This is a genomic window from Flavobacterium davisii, from assembly GCF_019565505.1.
Taxonomy (GTDB): Bacteria; Bacteroidota; Bacteroidia; order Flavobacteriales; family Flavobacteriaceae; genus Flavobacterium; species Flavobacterium davisii.
In genome coordinates this window covers 2,359,499-2,376,388 of record NZ_CP067378.1, presented here as the reverse complement: position 1 = coordinate 2,376,388, position 16,890 = coordinate 2,359,499, and the positions used below count along the sequence as shown (strand labels likewise).

The window sequence follows — 16,890 nt, the reverse complement described above, 5'->3', positions numbered from 1 at the left end:
TTAAATCTGAACGCAAAGATCCATATTTTTTTGAATTATTTTTTTTTGAATTACAGCAGGATTTTCGGAAGAACAAACTACTTAAATAATTGTTAGTTATTTTTAAGACATTTGTAAAAAAAGCATCTTTTAAAACTAATTTTAGATGGGCATAGTTCATTTCGTTTTTGCTCTATTTTTAATTCTTTTTAACATGGCTATTCTACCCGAAATTTGATTAATCAAACCTTTTATCCCCACACCTCCTAAAGGAATTAGTAACAAACTGTGCCGCTTAACCTCAAATTCCGCATTAGACCCGAGCGTAGCGAATAGACGAAGTAAATCTATTCCTCTTTATTTTTCTTCCAATTTAAGCATGTACTCCATTTTTATTCATCGAAATAGCGGACTATTTCATCTTCTAAAATTTTCCGTGAGCATTTGAATTTATTGCCAAATTTTGTTTCAAAACGAAGTCTAATACGCAATCTAAAGTTTATTTAAAAGTCTGACTGTATTGGATTCATATTTTTCATTTTCTAGTACTTTTCAACCATTTTCGTTTTTCCTGAAAACGTATTTAGAATTCCTTCTAAAGGCCATTTTGAATTTAAATCATAAAAATTCTCTTTACTTTCTTTTACTTTATATTCTAATGCTGTATTTTTATTCACTCTTCCTCGTGATAGGACTGTAAATCGTTTGATATATACCTCTCTAATTCTTTTATTTTTAAAAAAACGAAGCAAAAGTACATCTGTCTTGAAAGAACTTACATTTAACTGTATCTGAAGTGGCTCTATATTTGGAGAAGCTATTACCAAAATATCTTCTAGACAAGATACTATTTCGAACTCTCTCATTGGATTTGTACAAACCCAATACCTTGTCGTTCGATTAATAACCATTAAACTATCTTTTTTGTTAAACTTACTTCTATTCCTCCTTTAATATTTTATTTACTGAGCAAAGACAGATTCTATACAAAAGAACAAAAGTATCTTTTTTTAGCCCTATTTTTTTTGTAAAAATAGTAGGCCTTTTAGTCAATAAAGCACTAATAGGATAGTAAAATTTTGTTAATTCTGTATATTTGATTCAAATTTATAAAAATGAAAAAAGTTATTTTAGCAAGCACATCCACTTTATACAGCGGTGGTTATTTAGAATATTTACTACCTACTTTAAGCAAGCATTTTGACGGAGTAAAGACTTTACTTTTTATACCGTATGCGCAACCAAACGGAATAAGTTATGACGAATACACTTCAAAAGTAAGGGAAGCTTTTTTAAAAATTGATATCACGGTAAAAGGAATACATGAATTTGAAAATACTATAGAAGCAGTACAAAATGCTGAAGCCATCTTTACAGGTGGTGGTAATACTTTTTTATTGGTAACCAAACTTTATGAAAAAGACTTAATCTCTATTTTAAAAGAGGTAATTGAAAATGGAACACCTTATCTTGGAACAAGCGCGGGAAGCAATATTGGCGGTAAAACAATGAACACAACCAATGATATGCCTATCATTTTACCCCCTAGTTTTAACACATTGGGCTTAATTCCTTTTAATTTAAACCCTCATTATTTAGATCCAATTGAAGGGGCTACCCACATGGGCGAAACCCGAGAAATCCGTATTAACGAATTTCATAAACTAAATACGATTCCTGTTTTAGGATTACGAGAAGGAAGTTGGCTAGAAGTTTATAATAATAATATTTTTTTAAGAGGTGAACTTACTGCCAGACTTTTTAGATCGGGAGAGTTTCCTGTAGAAATGGCTCCTGAAGAAAATTTAAACTTTTTAACATAACAAGCAGGTATTGGAATCAAACGGATCTAGTTTTAAATAATTAAAAATTAGATCCGTTTTTTAATTATAGAAGCAACATCTTATTTATCACTTTAGTAAACTCAGATTGTCAAACTTTTTTCCTAATCCACAGGTTTGGACTTGATTTGTTTTGATTAGCAATATAAAACTAATAAAAAAGCCCAAGAAATTCTTGGGCTTAGAGCGGAAGACGAGGCTCGAACTCGCGACAACCAGCTTGGAAGGCTGGAGCTCTACCAACTGAGCTACTTCCGCATTGCGAGTGCAAATATAAGCATGTTTTTTGTTTCTCCAAATTTTTTGAAGCATTTTTTTTTAAAAAATCGATCAATAACTTATTTACTCGATAAAATCTTATTTTAAAATGAATCTCTTCATTTATAAAATCTTATTTTTGTATATTATGATTATTTAAACAAGGAACTAAAAAGAGATATTTAATTCACTAAAAAGAAATATTTATGAAGGTATATAAAAAGTCACAATTAAACATTTAATCTATCACTTCAACGACAGGAGAAATCACTTTATTATCAGTATTATCTGATTTCTCTCTATAGCTAAGACAAGATTGTGACCTTTTAGAACATCTTCATTTTTTTAAAGTGATCCATCAGATTTTTGATCAAATATTAATCTGTTTGATAAAATATATTATTCAATGCTAGTTATCAGTTCCAAATAAAAATAAGACTGTTTCATATAAAGATCAAACAAGAAAGCATGGGAATTATTATTAAATCATTTGGAACAGTTTTTGAAAATAAAATCCACATGATTAGTTTGGTTGAATACCAAAATAACCCCTGTAGATTTCTATGTTAAAATTAAAGGATCAAATACAAACGATTTTTGACATAATCAACATCAGTTTACACTATGTTATGCACAAAGAAATTAATATATGAAAAAGTTTTACTCAATACTACTATCTGTTTTAATATATGTAAGTTGTGCTAACAACACAAATCCTAGATTTTTTTCAACTGAAGAAAGTATAGAAAAAGCTTTGAAGAACGAAACTTTATTGGATAATTGGGATTTAGATGAAAACAGAATGGATTTATTAGAAGCTATCAGAAAATCGACAGAGGAGGGATTGAATCCAGAGGACTATCACTATTCTGAATTATTAAAATATGAAGATTCTATAGTCCTAACCTCTGACCAAAAAGAAAGTTACCACCAATTACTCACGATTGCTCTAATTAAATATAGTTCTCACTTAAGAAATGGAAAACTTAATGCTAATGAAATTTATTCTGACTGGGAAATAACACCAAAACCAATAGTAACGGATTCTATTTTATCTATTATTTTAGCAAAAAAACAAGTAGACAGTTTAATTAAGCAAAGTAAACCTCATCACTTTATTTATAATCAGTTGAAAAAGGCTTTGTTAAAGATTAACACTATGCCTGATGAAGTTTTTGATACTATTAAACCTAAATTAAACGAAAAACTATACTTTGGACTCAAAAACAGCGGTACAATTTCCAAAATTAAAAAGAGACTTCGACTATGGGGTGACTTAAAATCTAGTGACACGCTTGTCAATAAAACGTTTGATGAAAATTTAAAAAAAGCAATTATCTCATTTCAAAAGCGTCATGGTTTACAATCAGATGGCCTAATAGGTTTAGGTACTCTAAAAGCATTGAATTACAGCAAGGAATACCGCAAACGACAAATAATGGTAAATCTTGAAAGATGGCGATGGTTTCCTGCTGATTTAGGAAATAATTTTTTGGCTGTTAATCTTACTGATTTTGAACTACAGGTTGTAGAAAATAATGATACTACAAAAACTTATCGAGTAGTAATTGGTCAACCTAAACGCAAAACACCTATTTTATCTTCAAAAGTTGACAATATTATTTTCAATCCTACTTGGACGGTTCCCCCTACTATAATAAAAGAAGATCTAGTACCTGCTGCTACAAAAAGTAGAAATTATTTTTACAAAAGTAAAATCAAAATTTTTAATACTAAAAATAAAGAAATATCACCCTATTCTTGGAAACCTGAGGATGCTTTAACGTACAAATACGTTCAAAGTCCCGGTTATAACAATTCTTTAGGTTTAGTTAAAATAAATTTCAACAATAATCATTTGGTTTATATGCACGACACAAACCATCGGGAACTTTTTACAAATCAATATCGCGCTTTAAGTTCTGGCTGTGTTAGAATAGAAAAGCCCCTTCCTCTAGCGGAATATTTATTAAGAGACAAACTTAAAAAGGAGTATATAAAAGAAGAAGTTATTCAAAAAAACAAAACAAAAAACAGCGTTCCTACATACAAAAAGAAACTGATAGAAATACCTGTTTATTCATTAGCAGAAATTGACACTATTATTCAGAAGAAGGAAACAAAAGCTGTAAGAGTAAGTCAGAATTTCGGGATTCATTTTCTATACTTTACAGCTTGGTATGATAAGGGTTTGATACAATTTCGAAACGATATTTATCAATATGATTCTGAATTATATTTACGATTAAGTGATCAACTTACTAACAATATCATAAGCTCTAGTAGGGTGATAAATAAATAAACATGTTTTGTCTTTTACAGCATTTATCACATCATATTTAATTGCCTCAGGTATAGCTGGACACCCTTGACTCCTCCCTAAATAGCCTTGTATTTTTATAACAGCAGGATTAGCGTATTCGGCTCCGTGCATTACAACGGAACGATTTCTAGCATTGTCATTAATACCTCTTTCTTGTCCATCTAATTTAAGAGATAAACCATGCTTACCTATGTAGGTTTCTCCTGTTATATAAAAACCTAGGCTACTTTTACTAGAATTCAATTCATTTGAAAAACTACTAGCAAACTCACCTCCTGATTTCATTCCATGTGTAACCAAATTATTAAATAAAATTCTATTCGAAATTAAATCAATAACCCACATTCTTTTTTTAGTTGATGATAAACTAAAATCAATTACTGTTAATACTTCTTTTTCTATTAAACCTTTTTCTTTTAATGAATAATATCCTAACATTGCTTTCTTAAAACATTCCATAGGCGGTAGTACCAAATGGTTTGCGTCTAAAGAGAAATAGATCATCTCAATTTTGGCTAACGCAGCATAATCGCTTTTACTCGTTACCAAGTCAGAATTCACGTTATTAGCAGTCTTTGGGGAAAAAGACATTAAGAATAACAAAACAAGGGGTAAAAATCTGTAAACCATTGACAATCTTTTATTTATATTGTTATTACTACAATACAAATATCTAAAAAAAAATCCAGACGGCAAATTATTTCTGCATTTTGTCGGTTTTTTTTGCATTTTATCGATTTGTTGTTATATACGTTATATGGATTACATCTTTTTACCTCTTTTAAACTAGCAACTTCAATTATTTACTTTCTGTTAATAATTATCTCGTTTTTTAGTCTACTCCATATCAATGCAGCCAGAATAATAACTATAGTAACTTATTTTATATCCTATTAATCTCAAATTTTTCACTTAGACTCGAACGAAGTGAATTGACCAGTTCTTCTTCCTTTTTATTTTTCTTTCACAACAAAATCTAGTGCGAAATCTGGAATAATTTCATCTCTAATTCACAAAAAAAATGACGTTTGATAAACTCGCTCTATAATATGTTCCAATTAAAGATTCTATTTAATTTCAAATTCCTAATTTTGAGGTTTCAAATAACACTTCTAAAGATGAGTAAAAAAGTAATTTTAATGATTCTTGATGGTTGGGGAAAATCACCTGACCCTAAAGTATCTGCTATAGATCAAGCCAATACTCCGTTCATAGACAATCTCTATACACAATTTCCGAATGCTACATTACGAACTGATGGACTTAATGTAGGATTACCTGACGGACAAATGGGAAATAGCGAAGTAGGTCACATGAACTTGGGTGCTGGAAGGATAGTGTATCAGGATTTAGCTAAAATTAATCTAGCAGTTCAAAACAAAACTTTAAATAATGAAAAGGTACTAATAAAGGCCTATGAATACGCTAAAAAAAATGACAAACCCGTACATTTTTTAGGATTAGTTTCAGATGGTGGTGTTCACTCGCATACGGATCATTTAAAGGGACTATTAGATTCTGCACAAGATTATGGCTTAGAAAAAGTTTTTATTCATGCTTTTACAGATGGTCGTGATGTAGATCCTAAATCTGGGGAAAGACATATAAATGATTTAGCTGAATATTGTACGCATTCAGCGGCTAAAATTGCCACTATAACGGGGCGTTATTTTGCCATGGATCGTGACAAACGCTGGGAACGTATAAAAAAAGCGTATGATGTTATGGTACTAGGTATAGGTAAAAAGGCCAATGATCCTGTAACAGCTATACGAGAAAGTTATTTTAATAATATAACAGATGAATTTATAGAACCAATTGTATTAGTAAATGATAATCAAGAGCCTTTAGCTAAAATACAAAATGGGGATGTCGTTGTTTTCTTTAATTTCAGAACAGATAGAGGTCGTGAACTAACAGAAGTTCTTTCCCAAAAAGATCTTCAAGAGCAAAACATGAATCATTTAGACTTGTATTATGTAACGATGACCAACTATGATGACACTTATAAAAATGTACATGTTATTTATGATAAAGATAACATAACGGAAACATTAGGCGAAGTAGTAGCAAAAGCGGGTAAAAAACAAATTAGAATAGCTGAAACTGAAAAATATCCGCATGTTACCTTTTTCTTTTCTGGAGGTAGAGAAGAACCATTTGAAGGAGAAACCCGAATTTTGTGTCCATCGCCTAAAGTTGCTACCTACGATTTACAACCTGAGATGAGTGCTTTTGCCCTAAAAACTGCTTTAGTTTCAGAATTAAAAAATGGAAGTGTCGATTTTGTGTGTCTTAACTTTGCAAATGGTGACATGGTAGGACATACAGGCAATATGCAAGCAGCAATTAAAGCATGTGAAGCCGTAGATCAGTGTGTTCAAGAAGTTATAACAACCGCTTTAGAAAATTATTATACAACAATACTTATTGCTGATCATGGTAATTGTGATACCATGATTAACCCTGACGGAAGTCCTAATACGGCTCATACAACAAATCCTGTTCCTATTATTTTAATAGATCCTGAATTAAAAAATATTAATAGTGGTGTTTTAGGAGATATAGCGCCTACTATTTTGGAATTAATGGGGATTTGTAAACCAGAAGTTATGAGTGGAAAATCTCTTATATAAATCTTCCTTTGCAAGAAGTATTTAAGAAAGGTTAACCATCTAAAATGTTATTTAACTTTGCTCGCTTATTTTATTTGAATCTTTAATTTGTAAAATAGAGCGAGCAAAGTAAGTTAAATAAGACTAAGCATTTAGTATACTAAAAAATATTTTCACTAAGTTATTTCTTTTCGGTCTTTTTTCCTTATTTTCTGATTTTTTGTTCCCATTCCCAAGCACTCGTTAAAGCTTCTTCTAATGTAGATTCAGACTTCCATCCTAGAACTTCATTAGCTTTTGCTGTATGCGCATACGCTTCAGTAATATCACCTTCTCTTCTTCCTACAATTTTATAAGGTAATTTTTGACCTGATACTTTCTCAAAAGTTGAAATCACTTCTAATACCGAACTTCCCGTTCCTGTTCCTACATTAAAAACCTCTACTTTTTCTACATTTTTTTAGCTAAAAGACGTTCTAATGCTACTACGTGGGCTTTTGCTAAATCTACCACATGAATATAATCACGGATAGCTGTTCCATCTTCTGTAGGATAATCATCTCCAAAAACTGACAATTCTTGTCTTAATCCTATAGCTGTTTGTGTAATAAAAGGTATCAAATTCTGAGGAACACCTAATGGCAATTCTCCTATTTCAGTTGATGGATGTGCTCCAATTGGATTAAAATAACGCAATAAAACAGCATTTATGTTAGTTACTTTAGCTACATCTGTTATTATTTCTTCCCCTATTTGTTTTGTATTACCATAAGGTGATAGTGCAGATTGTACAGGAGCATCTTCTGTTATAGGCATTTTTTCTGCTTGCCCATAAACTGTACATGAAGAACTAAAAATAAAATGCGCTTCTGTTTTTTGTTCTAATTCTTGTAAAAGATAGACTAAAGCATTTATATTATTTTCATAATATAGTAATGGATTTTCTACACTTTCACCAACTGCTTTACTAGCTGCAAAATGAATTACTCCTTTTACATCTTGGTATTTTTGAAAAAAATCTTGAACTGACTTTTTATCACGCAAATCTATTTTTTCAAAAATAGGTTTCTTTCCTGTAATATTTTCAATTCGTTGCAAAACTTCTATCGACGAATTTGACAAATTATCTATTATAATTACCTCGAAACCTTTATTTTGTAATTCTACTACAGTATGAGACCCTATAAACCCCAAGCCTCCTGTTACTAATATTCTCATAAAATTTAATTAATTTGTTTATTATTATTTGTTATTGATTATTACTATCTATCCTATAAATTCTAACACTATTTCTGTGATAAATTTTATCTGTTCTTCATCTAATTCCGTATGCATCGGCAATGCAATTACTTCTTTAACTAACTGATTAGTAACTACAAAATCAGCGTCATTATAACGCACATCCGAATAGGCTTTTTGACTATGTAAAGGAATTGGATAATAAATTGCAGACGGTATTCCTTTTGATTGCAAATGTTCTAATAAGGCATCACGTTTGCCATTCGTAACTCGAAATACATATTGATGAAATACATGATCATCATGGTTAATATCAAATTGAGGTATAACAATATTAACATTTGAAGCTAAAGCGGCATTGTATTTGTGAGCGGCTTCTCTACGTGCTTTATTATAGGTATCTAAATGTGGGAGTTTTGTTTTTAATACACCTGCCTGAATACTATCCAAACGAGAATTTACCCCTACTACATCATGATGATAACGTATATACATCCCATGATTTACAATTCCTCTTATAACATGAGCTAATTGATCATCATTAGTAAAAATAGCTCCACCATCACCATAACAGCCTAAATTTTTAGATGGAAAAAAAGAAGTCGCTGCAACATGTCCTATGGCACCTACTTTTGCTTTTGAACCATCCTTAAAAGTATAATTAGCACCAATAGCTTGTGCATTATCTTCAATGACATATAAATTATTTTCACGCGCTATTTCCATTATTGCATCCATATTAGCTGCACGACCAAATAAATGCACTGGTACAATCGCTTTTGTTTTAGGTGTAATGGCTTTCTGAATTGCTTCAATAGAAATATTCATTGTATCAATGTCTACATCTACTAAAACAGGGGTTAACTGTAATAATGCAATTACTTCTACAGTAGCTGCAAAAGTAAAATCAGCTGTTATTACCTCATCTCCGGTTTTAAACCTAATCCCATCATGGCAATTTGTAAAGCGTCTGTACCATTTGCACATGGAATTACATGTTTAACACCTAAATATTGTTCTAAATCAGATTGAAACTGCTGAACTAAAGGACCATTAATATAAGTTGTCGTATCTAAAACTTCCTGAATAGAAGCATTAACTTCTTCTTTAATTTTATCATATTGGCTTTTTAAATCAACCATTTGTATCTTTCTCATCGAGTAAATTTTAGATTACAAAGCTACTAATTTAATAGCTTTTCTACTAAATTTTAGAAAACTAATGTATTTTAGCATCATCAAATTTAATCTATGATTTTTCTATACAATATAATTATTCATTTTACGCAATTTTTTTTAAATATTGTGGCTCTTTTTAACCCTAAAATTAATTTATTTACTAAAGGTCGAAAAAATGTTTTTAAAACGTTAATTTCAAAAATTGATCCTACGGACAAAACCATTTGGTTTCATGCGGCTTCTTTAGGAGAATATGAACAGGGCTTACCTGTTATGGAAAAGATAAAAGAAACATTTCCTACTCATAAAATAATATTAACTTTTTTTTCTCCTTCAGGTTATGAAGTCAAAAAGGATAATACAATTGCGGATATTACGGTATACTTACCATTAGATACTAGGGCTAATGCTAAACGTTTTTTAAAAGTAATACATCCTGAAAAAGTTTTTTTCATTAAATACGAATATTGGCCTAATTATCTAAATGAGTTAGGAAAAAGAAAAATTGACACTTATCTTATTTCTGGTATATTTAGAACAAAACAATTGTTTTTTAAATGGTATGGAGGATTTTATCGAAATGCTCTAAAAAATTTTAATCATTTCTTTGTTCAAAACAGTTCTTCTAAGGATTTATTACAGACTATAGGTTTTTATAATTCCACGGTTTCTGGCGACACTCGTTTTGATCGAGTTGTAACTATTTTGGAAAGAAATAATTCTCTTCGTTTTATTGAAGAATTTAAAAACAATCAATTAACAGTTGTCATAGGTAGTTCTTGGCCTAAAGATGAGGAATTGTTAGTTCAATATATCAATCAATCCTCAGATGATGTAAAATTTATTATTGCACCACACAATATTAAAGGACCTCAGATATTAAATTTAACATCTAAAATCAGTAAATCTGTAGTATTATACTCTGAAATGAACAATCAATATCTAGCTGATTTTAATGTATTTGTTATAGATACTATTGGCATCTTAACTAAAATTTATTCTTATGCTGACATTGCGTATGTAGGGGGAGGCTTTGGGAATCCAGGAGTACATAATATTTTAGAACCAGCTACTTTTGGGGTACCTATAATAATTGGATCTAACTATTCACATTTTGCAGAAGCTACTGCTTTAGTACATCAAAAGGGTTGTATTTCTGTTTCAGATCAAACAGAATTAAATCAAGCTTTTGATTTACTCATTCAAAACAAAGATGAGAGACACGAAAAGGGACATATTTGCCAAACATTTGTCCAAATGAATGCTGGCGCAACCGAAACTATTATACATACTATTTCCAAATGATACATTTCAAACCAATAGAAAAAGATCAAATTAGCCTAGCCGTTCAAATGATGCAGGATTTTTATGCTATTGATAATTATCCTATAAATCCGTCTATTTCTTCAGCCTTATTTAATCAATTCATTTCTAATAACAATTTAGGTAAGTGCTGGTTTATATACCAGGAAAATAAAATTGTAGGATATATTATTCTTACTTTTATTTTTAGCTTTGAATACCAAGGCACTTTAGCTTTTATAGATGAATTATATCTTACTGAAAGTTCTAGAGGAAAAGGTATTGGAAAAAAAGCGTTGGATTTTATTAAAGAGCAATCATTAAAACTAAATATAAAAATGATTTATTTAGAGGTTGAGGAACATAATAATAATGCTCAAAAATTATACACTTCAAATGACTTTATTATCCATAAAAGAAAAATAATGAAATATAAAATAACAAAATAACTTAACCCAAAATTCTACATTAGACTCGAACGAATTGAATTGGCAAAACCAATATCTTTTATTTTTCTTCCAATTCAAGCACGCACTCCAATTTTATTCATCGAAATAGTTGACCATTTCCTCTTCTGGAATTTTCCGTGAGTACTTGAATTTATTAGAAAATTTTGTTACAAGAAAGAAGTCTAATACGGAATCTGGGGAAACAATTAAGAATCAACACGTAGTGGATTCTCTAAATTACAGAAATCACCCTCATTAAAAGTATACAATATACTTCATTCTTTTTCTTTAGTCAAGTCGACCTTGATTCGACAAAAGGGAAAGTATTTACTAACCAAATATAAATATTACGTCCTTTATTATAGGATAACCTTTATTATTTATAAACTCATTTTTTCCTTAAATAGGCTAGCTTGTCTTCTTGATATTTCTATTTTTTGCTCATCATGTAAATGCACTAATAAATTTCCACTAAACCATAAGTCTATATTTTTAATATAATTGGTATTTATTATTTGGTTGCGATTAGCTCTAAAAAAATCTTCTGGAAGCTTTTTTTCAATTTGATTCAGCGATTTATTTAATATTGCTTTTTGGTCATTAAAAAAAACTTTGGTATAGTTTCCATCTACTTCAAAAAGATAGATATCTGCCACTTTTAACAACCAACATTTTTCACCATCTTTAATAAAAATCTGGTTAGACACTTCAACTTTTTGTTGAGCTTTTACTCTTTTATTTTCTAACTTTTGTTTAACTTTATCTATCGCTTTTGAAAATCTATTAGGACTTACAGGTTTCATTAAATAATCTAGAGCATTATATTCAAATGACTTTAAAGCGTATTCATCAAATGCTGTTGTAAAAATTGTAATAGGAACATTGTGTAACATCTCTAACAATTCAAAACCATCTTTTTCAGGCATATTGATATCTAAAAAAAGTAGATCTGGATTCATTGAATTAATCAATTCATAAGCTGTATCTACATTTTCAGCTTCTCCTAATACTTCTATTTCAGGAAAACTCTTGATAAGTTCTTTCAGTTCATTTCGTGCCAATCGAGAATCTTCTACTATAACTGCTTTAATTTTTATCATCTTGTTTAAATAAAGGAATTACAACTTTAGCTCTTACCATCTTATTTTCTTCTATGATTTCAAAAGTAGCTCTATTTGCATACAAAAGGAAAAGTCTTTCTTTTATATTTTTCAAACCTATTTGAGTAGAAGTACTCTTTTTTTCAAGAAACCAGTATTTTCAACAATTAAATAAAGTTCATTCTTATTAATTTTTGAAATTAACTTAACAACTCCTCCTTCTTTTATATTAGACACACCATGTTTCACTGCATTTTCAACTAACATTTGAACAATCATAGGTGGAATAAAAAGTTTTAAAGTATTACGATCTATTTCTGTACGATATTCTAACCTATCTTCTAATTGTATTTTAGAAAGGGCAATATAATTCCCTACCATTTCTATTTCTTCTTCTAAAACAATTTTATTTGTATCACTCTTAGTTAAGGAATAACGTAGCATTTCGGACAATCTAGTTAACATTTCTCTTGATTTTGAAGGATTTTCAAGAATTAACCCCCGAATATTATTCAAACTGTTAAACATAAAATGGGGGTTTATTTGACCTTTTAGAGTGTTTAATGTAATTTCTCTTAAATTAGTTTCTAATTCTAATTGTTTGATCCTAATCCCTTTTAAATATTTAAAAATTTTATATGACATTACAATAAAAAACCACACTAAAAAGACACTGCAAACACAGGAATATTGGCCAATTTCATAAGAAAAGTCAACGTATTTTCTCTATCTAAAAAGTATCTTAATGGTATATTTAAAACAGGCCATAATAGGAGGTGATATAATAATTGAGAAAAAATAAAAACAAAGACAATACCTAAAAAAGAATTCTTTGAAATTTTTTCAATTTGAATTTTATAATCTATGTAAACGAGAATAATGTTAGATAACAAAAAACCTAACAAACCACATAATACCCCTTCTGATATAAAATAATATAATTTATTCCATTCTAAATTATCCCATTTTTCAACTTGAGAAAGTCTATACGATAGTTTATCAAAGGTTAAAATAGATAACAAATAAATTTGCCATCCAATAAAGTTCAAAACGTGATATCGCCAGTTTTTTATTAACTTCATTTAAAATAAAATTGCAATAATCAAATCTACTAACTTTGTTATTAAATGTAATATAAATTGTATCATACTATTATAATTTATCTTTAGTATAAAAACGAAGGCTAGGTTAACTAATCATTATGTTTACAAGTTTAAAATTTGCGATAATACAAAACTTGTATTTAATCCAAAAATATTTTATTAGCCGTTTAGCCCTCAATTCTATAAAAAAATTAAAATCCATTGATTAAAAAACACCTTTCTTAACCTTTAAAGTCATCCTATTTACTTAAAAATAGTCTAAAAAAACATTTTTATAGAACCTCTTTTGATTCGTTTTCTACGTTTACCTTATTAAGAAAACACTTAAAAGAGCTTTTTTTTAAAAATTTTTAATTAATCCTCTCATTTTTTACCTTTTTTTTAAAATAATAACTTCTATTCATTTTTTGATTGATGATTCCTATTCGTTTTTTGATTGATTTTTTATTTTTTTTATAACGTATCAGATAAACAATAGACTAAAAAATAAGCCTACAAAAAATCTGTTTTTTTAATTTACAATTTAACCTAAATTACGCTTTAGAAACTTGTCACAGAGAAAATGACTTGGAATATAAAAAAGCAACTCTTTTTGTCTAAACATAGCAAAACTACATCTATAGTAAAATTTTTCGTATATTTTTATTCTTCTCTACTCTTTTCATCTTCATTACAAAGTCTATTAAAAATTTAATTTTAACGGATTAAAGATAATACCAGAAGATCTTAATTCTTACTCAAAAATGATAAACGGTAAAATGAAATGACAAATGGTATTTCTTAATCAAAACTTAAAAAAAACTTCATAATTCTCCAAAAATTGTAACTTGCGTGCGCTATAAATACATATTATGAAATTTTTACGACTACTTCTTATTTTTGTGGTTTCTCCTTTTTTTGCTCAACAAGGCGGAATGTGGATTCCTTCTTTGTTAAAAGGAATGAATGAAACCGAAATGAAAAATCTTGGCATTAAAATATCAGCAGAAGATATTTATTCAGCCAACAAATCTAGTTTAAAAGACGCAGTTCCACACTTTGATGGAGGTTGCACTGCGGAAGTAATTTCTTCCAAAGGATTAATATTAACCAACCATCACTGCGGATATGACAATGTCCAAAGCCACTCAACAGTTGAACATGATTATTTAACTAACGGTTTTTGGGCTTACAAAATGGAGGAAGAACTTCCTAATAAAGATCTATTTGTAACTTTCATAGTTCGCATTGAAGATGTAACTTCTAAAGTTTTAGAAAACATCTCATCCATTTCATCTGAATTAGAAAAACAAAAGAAAATTCAGGAAAACATTATTCTTTTATCAAAAACATTACCTAAAGAGTCTTGGCAAGAAAATCAAATTAAAACTTTTTATGATGGCAATCAATATCTATTATTTGTAACAGAAACGTTTCGTGATGTTCGTTTAGTAGGTGCTCCTCCTAGTGCTATTGGTAAATTTGGTTCTGATACGGATAACTGGGTATGGCCCCGTCATGCAGGTGATTTTTCGTTATTCCGTATTTATGCCGATAAAAACAATCATCCAGCGGAATATTCAAAAGAGAATATACCTTACAAACCAAAGCACTTCTTCCCTATATCTATAAAAGGAGTGGAAGAAAATGATTTTACTATGGTTATGGGATATCCTGGTCGCACACAAGAATATCTACCTAGCTATGCTATTGAACAAATTATAAATGATTTAAATCCAGCACGCATTGAGCTTCGTGATGCCACTCTAAAAACACAGAACTCTTTTATGCGCAAAGACCCTGCAATTAAAATACAATACGCAGCAAAAAATGCTTCAATAGCCAATGCTTGGAAAAAATGGATGGGCGAAATAAAAGGATTAAAAAAAAGCAAATGCCATCGAAGCTAAACGAAAATTTGAAGCAGAATTAACTGAAAAGATCAATAAAGCAGGCAAACAAGCAGAATATGGCAACTTATTAAATGAATTTAAAACAAATTACAACAATATCCGTGATTATGCCATTGCTCGTGATTATTTTACTGAAGTAGTAACGCGAAATTGTGAAATTTTAAATTTTGGCCATCGCCTGTATCAATTAGAACAGATTCTAAACACAAAAGGAGAACAAGTTTTTGATGATAAAAAAAACAGTTTGATTAAAAACCTTGAAAATTCATACAAAGATTTTAATCCAAATGTAGATGAAAAAGTTTTTGAACAATTGATCAACATCTATGCAACCAAATCACCTAAACAATTCTTACCTAAATCACTAAATAATATTAATGCGTCACAATTAGCATCTGATATTTTTCAAAATTCAAAACTAACAACTTATACGGGATTAAAAGATTTATTAAACGGTGATAGCAAAACTGTTATAGAAAAAAATCAACCAAGACAAAGGTTATCTTTTAGCAAAATCAATGACGGAAGCTTATGATAAAAACGTAGCTCCTAGATACAATGAAATAAATTTGAAAAATATAGCATTACAACGCGCTTATATGAAAGCCATATTAGAATTAAGTCCTAAATCCGCTCGTATATTCCCCGACGCTAATAATACACTCCGTGTTACCTATGGAAAAGTAAAAGGATACAAACCTTCCGATGCTCTTATTTATTCTCCTTTTACCACTTTGGATGGCGTTATAGAAAAATACATCCCCGGTGATTATGAATTTGACGTACCCAAAAAACTGATTGATTTGTACAACTCTAAAAACTTTGGTCAATACGCAAATAAAGAAGGCAAAATGCCTGTTGCTTTTATTGCTACTAATCATACTACGGGCGGCAATTCTGGTTCTCCAGCATTAGACGCGAATGGCAATTTAATTGGTTGCAATTTTGATCGTGTATGGGAAGGCACTATGAGTGATCTTTTTTATAGTCCTGAAATTTGTAGAAACATCATGGTAGATGCTCGTTATATTTTATTTATAATAGACAAATTTGCAGGGGCTCAAAACTTGATTGAAGAAATAAAAATCATCAAACCAACAGGAACTTCTAAAAACAGATAAACAGTCTATTTATAGGGCTTTTTTATATATGAGGAAGCCCTATAAATACTGGCACAAATATTGTAATACATGACATTGTTGAGAAAGATTATTTTTTTTTAAAAAAAAGTTTAGAAAAAATTTTTACATAATAAAAAATTTATATCTTTGCGACACGAATTAATAATTAACCTTTTATAATTAAGTAAGATGAAAAAAGTTGTTTTAACTATGGCTTTAGTTGCTATGATGAGTGTTTCTTGTAAAGATCAAGCTGCTGCTACTGAAGAAGCTGTTGATACTGCTGCTGTTGAAGCTGTTGATTCTGCTGCTGCTGCTGTTGACACTGCTGCTGCTGCTGTTGATACTGCTGCTGCTGCTGTTAAAGAAGAAGTAAAAAAATAATTAGATAAAATCTAATATTTTTCAAAAAGAGCTCCGTTTATCGGGGCTTTTTCATTTTCAAAACCTTCCCCACCACACCTTACGCTTTTTTCCTACATTGTTCACC

Annotated in this window: 11 protein-coding genes, 1 tRNA gene and 3 pseudogenes; 7 read left to right on the top strand and 8 right to left on the bottom strand. The window is 29.8% G+C overall.

Annotated elements, in window-relative coordinates; genetic code table 11:
- Positions 1 to 521 precede the first annotated feature (521 nt).
- Positions 522 to 845: a hypothetical protein gene (locus JJC05_RS11345; protein ID WP_235877412.1), complete on the bottom strand. Its 324-nt coding sequence runs from the start codon at positions 843 to 845 to the stop codon at positions 522 to 524.
- Positions 846 to 1,094: 249 nt separating this feature from the next.
- Between JJC05_RS11345 and pepE the strand changes: the two genes are divergently transcribed.
- The gene (pepE, locus tag JJC05_RS11340) at positions 1,095 to 1,802 is read left to right on the top strand and encodes a dipeptidase PepE (protein WP_105196494.1); all 708 of its coding nucleotides are present in this window, start codon (positions 1,095 to 1,097) and stop codon (positions 1,800 to 1,802) included.
- 203 nt (positions 1,803 to 2,005) lie between these two features.
- On the opposite strand, the gene JJC05_RS11335 is transcribed toward pepE, so the two are convergent.
- A tRNA-Gly gene (locus JJC05_RS11335) sits at positions 2,006 to 2,078 on the bottom strand.
- A 649-nt stretch (positions 2,079 to 2,727) separates the two neighbouring features.
- Between JJC05_RS11335 and JJC05_RS11330 the strand changes: the two genes are divergently transcribed.
- Positions 2,728 to 4,380: a L,D-transpeptidase family protein gene (locus JJC05_RS11330; RefSeq protein ID WP_105196495.1), complete on the top strand. Its 1,653-nt coding sequence runs from the start codon at positions 2,728 to 2,730 to the stop codon at positions 4,378 to 4,380.
- Here the strand turns inward: JJC05_RS11330 and JJC05_RS11325 are convergent.
- Positions 4,324 to 4,962, bottom strand: a complete 639-nt coding sequence (locus tag JJC05_RS11325) for a murein L,D-transpeptidase catalytic domain family protein (RefSeq protein WP_308726916.1) — start codon at positions 4,960 to 4,962, stop codon at positions 4,324 to 4,326. The two genes, JJC05_RS11330 and JJC05_RS11325, sit on opposite strands and share 57 nt — an antisense overlap.
- Positions 4,963 to 5,519: 557 nt before the next feature.
- On the opposite strand from JJC05_RS11325, the gene gpmI reads away from it, so the two are divergent.
- Entirely contained in the window at positions 5,520 to 7,037 is a 1,518-nt protein-coding gene (gene gpmI / locus JJC05_RS11320; RefSeq protein ID WP_105196497.1) for a 2,3-bisphosphoglycerate-independent phosphoglycerate mutase, read from the top strand.
- 184 nt (positions 7,038 to 7,221) lie between these two features.
- Here the strand turns inward: gpmI and galE are convergent.
- Positions 7,222 to 8,234: pseudogene (gene galE / locus JJC05_RS11315) on the bottom strand (UDP-glucose 4-epimerase GalE).
- Positions 8,235 to 8,282: 48 nt separating this feature from the next.
- Positions 8,283 to 9,412: pseudogene (locus tag JJC05_RS11310) on the bottom strand (DegT/DnrJ/EryC1/StrS family aminotransferase).
- A gap of 93 nt (positions 9,413 to 9,505) precedes the next feature.
- Here JJC05_RS11310 and JJC05_RS11305 point away from each other — a divergent pair.
- Positions 9,506 to 10,738 carry a 3-deoxy-D-manno-octulosonic acid transferase gene (locus tag JJC05_RS11305; protein WP_105196500.1) on the top strand — a complete coding sequence of 411 codons (1,233 nt, stop codon included), beginning with the start codon at positions 9,506 to 9,508 and terminating at the stop codon, positions 10,736 to 10,738.
- Positions 10,735 to 11,184, top strand: a complete 450-nt coding sequence (locus JJC05_RS11300) for a GNAT family N-acetyltransferase (protein ID WP_105196501.1) — start codon at positions 10,735 to 10,737, stop codon at positions 11,182 to 11,184. The genes JJC05_RS11305 and JJC05_RS11300 overlap by 4 nt, the downstream gene beginning before the upstream one ends.
- Positions 11,185 to 11,564: 380 nt before the next feature.
- Here JJC05_RS11300 and JJC05_RS11295 read toward each other — a convergent pair whose 3' ends face one another.
- From JJC05_RS11295 to JJC05_RS17380, 3 genes are all read right to left on the bottom strand, one after another.
- Positions 11,565 to 12,284: a LytR/AlgR family response regulator transcription factor gene (locus JJC05_RS11295; protein WP_105196502.1), complete on the bottom strand. Its 720-nt coding sequence runs from the start codon at positions 12,282 to 12,284 to the stop codon at positions 11,565 to 11,567.
- A gap of 117 nt (positions 12,285 to 12,401) precedes the next feature.
- A complete protein-coding gene (locus tag JJC05_RS17385) occupies positions 12,402 to 12,929 on the bottom strand; it encodes a sensor histidine kinase (protein WP_258928730.1) in 528 nt (175 codons plus the stop codon).
- Between the two features lie 17 nt (positions 12,930 to 12,946).
- On the bottom strand, positions 12,947 to 13,366 hold the full coding sequence (locus JJC05_RS17380) for a hypothetical protein (protein WP_258928728.1): 420 nt from the start codon (positions 13,364 to 13,366) through the stop codon (positions 12,947 to 12,949).
- An 872-nt stretch (positions 13,367 to 14,238) separates the two neighbouring features.
- On the opposite strand from JJC05_RS17380, the pseudogene JJC05_RS11285 reads away from it, so the two are divergent.
- Together JJC05_RS11285 and JJC05_RS11280 are read left to right on the top strand one after the other, a co-directional pair.
- Positions 14,239 to 16,400: pseudogene (locus JJC05_RS11285) on the top strand (S46 family peptidase).
- Positions 16,401 to 16,589: 189 nt separating this feature from the next.
- Positions 16,590 to 16,784 carry a hypothetical protein gene (locus tag JJC05_RS11280; protein ID WP_235877411.1) on the top strand — a complete coding sequence of 65 codons (195 nt, stop codon included), beginning with the start codon at positions 16,590 to 16,592 and terminating at the stop codon, positions 16,782 to 16,784.
- Positions 16,785 to 16,890 lie beyond the last annotated feature (106 nt).

Coding starts and splice junctions, on each gene's coding strand:
- JJC05_RS11345 (WP_235877412.1), bottom strand. CDS start 845: ATGAGAGAGTTCGAAATAGTATCTTGTCTAGAAGATATTTTGGTAATA.
- pepE (WP_105196494.1), top strand. CDS start 1,095: ATGAAAAAAGTTATTTTAGCAAGCACATCCACTTTATACAGCGGTGGT.
- JJC05_RS11330 (WP_105196495.1), top strand. CDS start 2,728: ATGAAAAAGTTTTACTCAATACTACTATCTGTTTTAATATATGTAAGT.
- gpmI (WP_105196497.1), top strand. CDS start 5,520: ATGAGTAAAAAAGTAATTTTAATGATTCTTGATGGTTGGGGAAAATCA.
- JJC05_RS11305 (WP_105196500.1), top strand. CDS start 9,506: ATGATTTTTCTATACAATATAATTATTCATTTTACGCAATTTTTTTTA.
- JJC05_RS11300 (WP_105196501.1), top strand. CDS start 10,735: ATGATACATTTCAAACCAATAGAAAAAGATCAAATTAGCCTAGCCGTT.
- JJC05_RS11295 (WP_105196502.1), bottom strand. CDS start 12,284: ATGATAAAAATTAAAGCAGTTATAGTAGAAGATTCTCGATTGGCACGA.
- JJC05_RS17385 (WP_258928730.1), bottom strand. CDS start 12,929: ATGTCATATAAAATTTTTAAATATTTAAAAGGGATTAGGATCAAACAA.
- JJC05_RS17380 (WP_258928728.1), bottom strand. CDS start 13,366: ATGAAGTTAATAAAAAACTGGCGATATCACGTTTTGAACTTTATTGGA.
- JJC05_RS11280 (WP_235877411.1), top strand. CDS start 16,590: ATGAAAAAAGTTGTTTTAACTATGGCTTTAGTTGCTATGATGAGTGTT.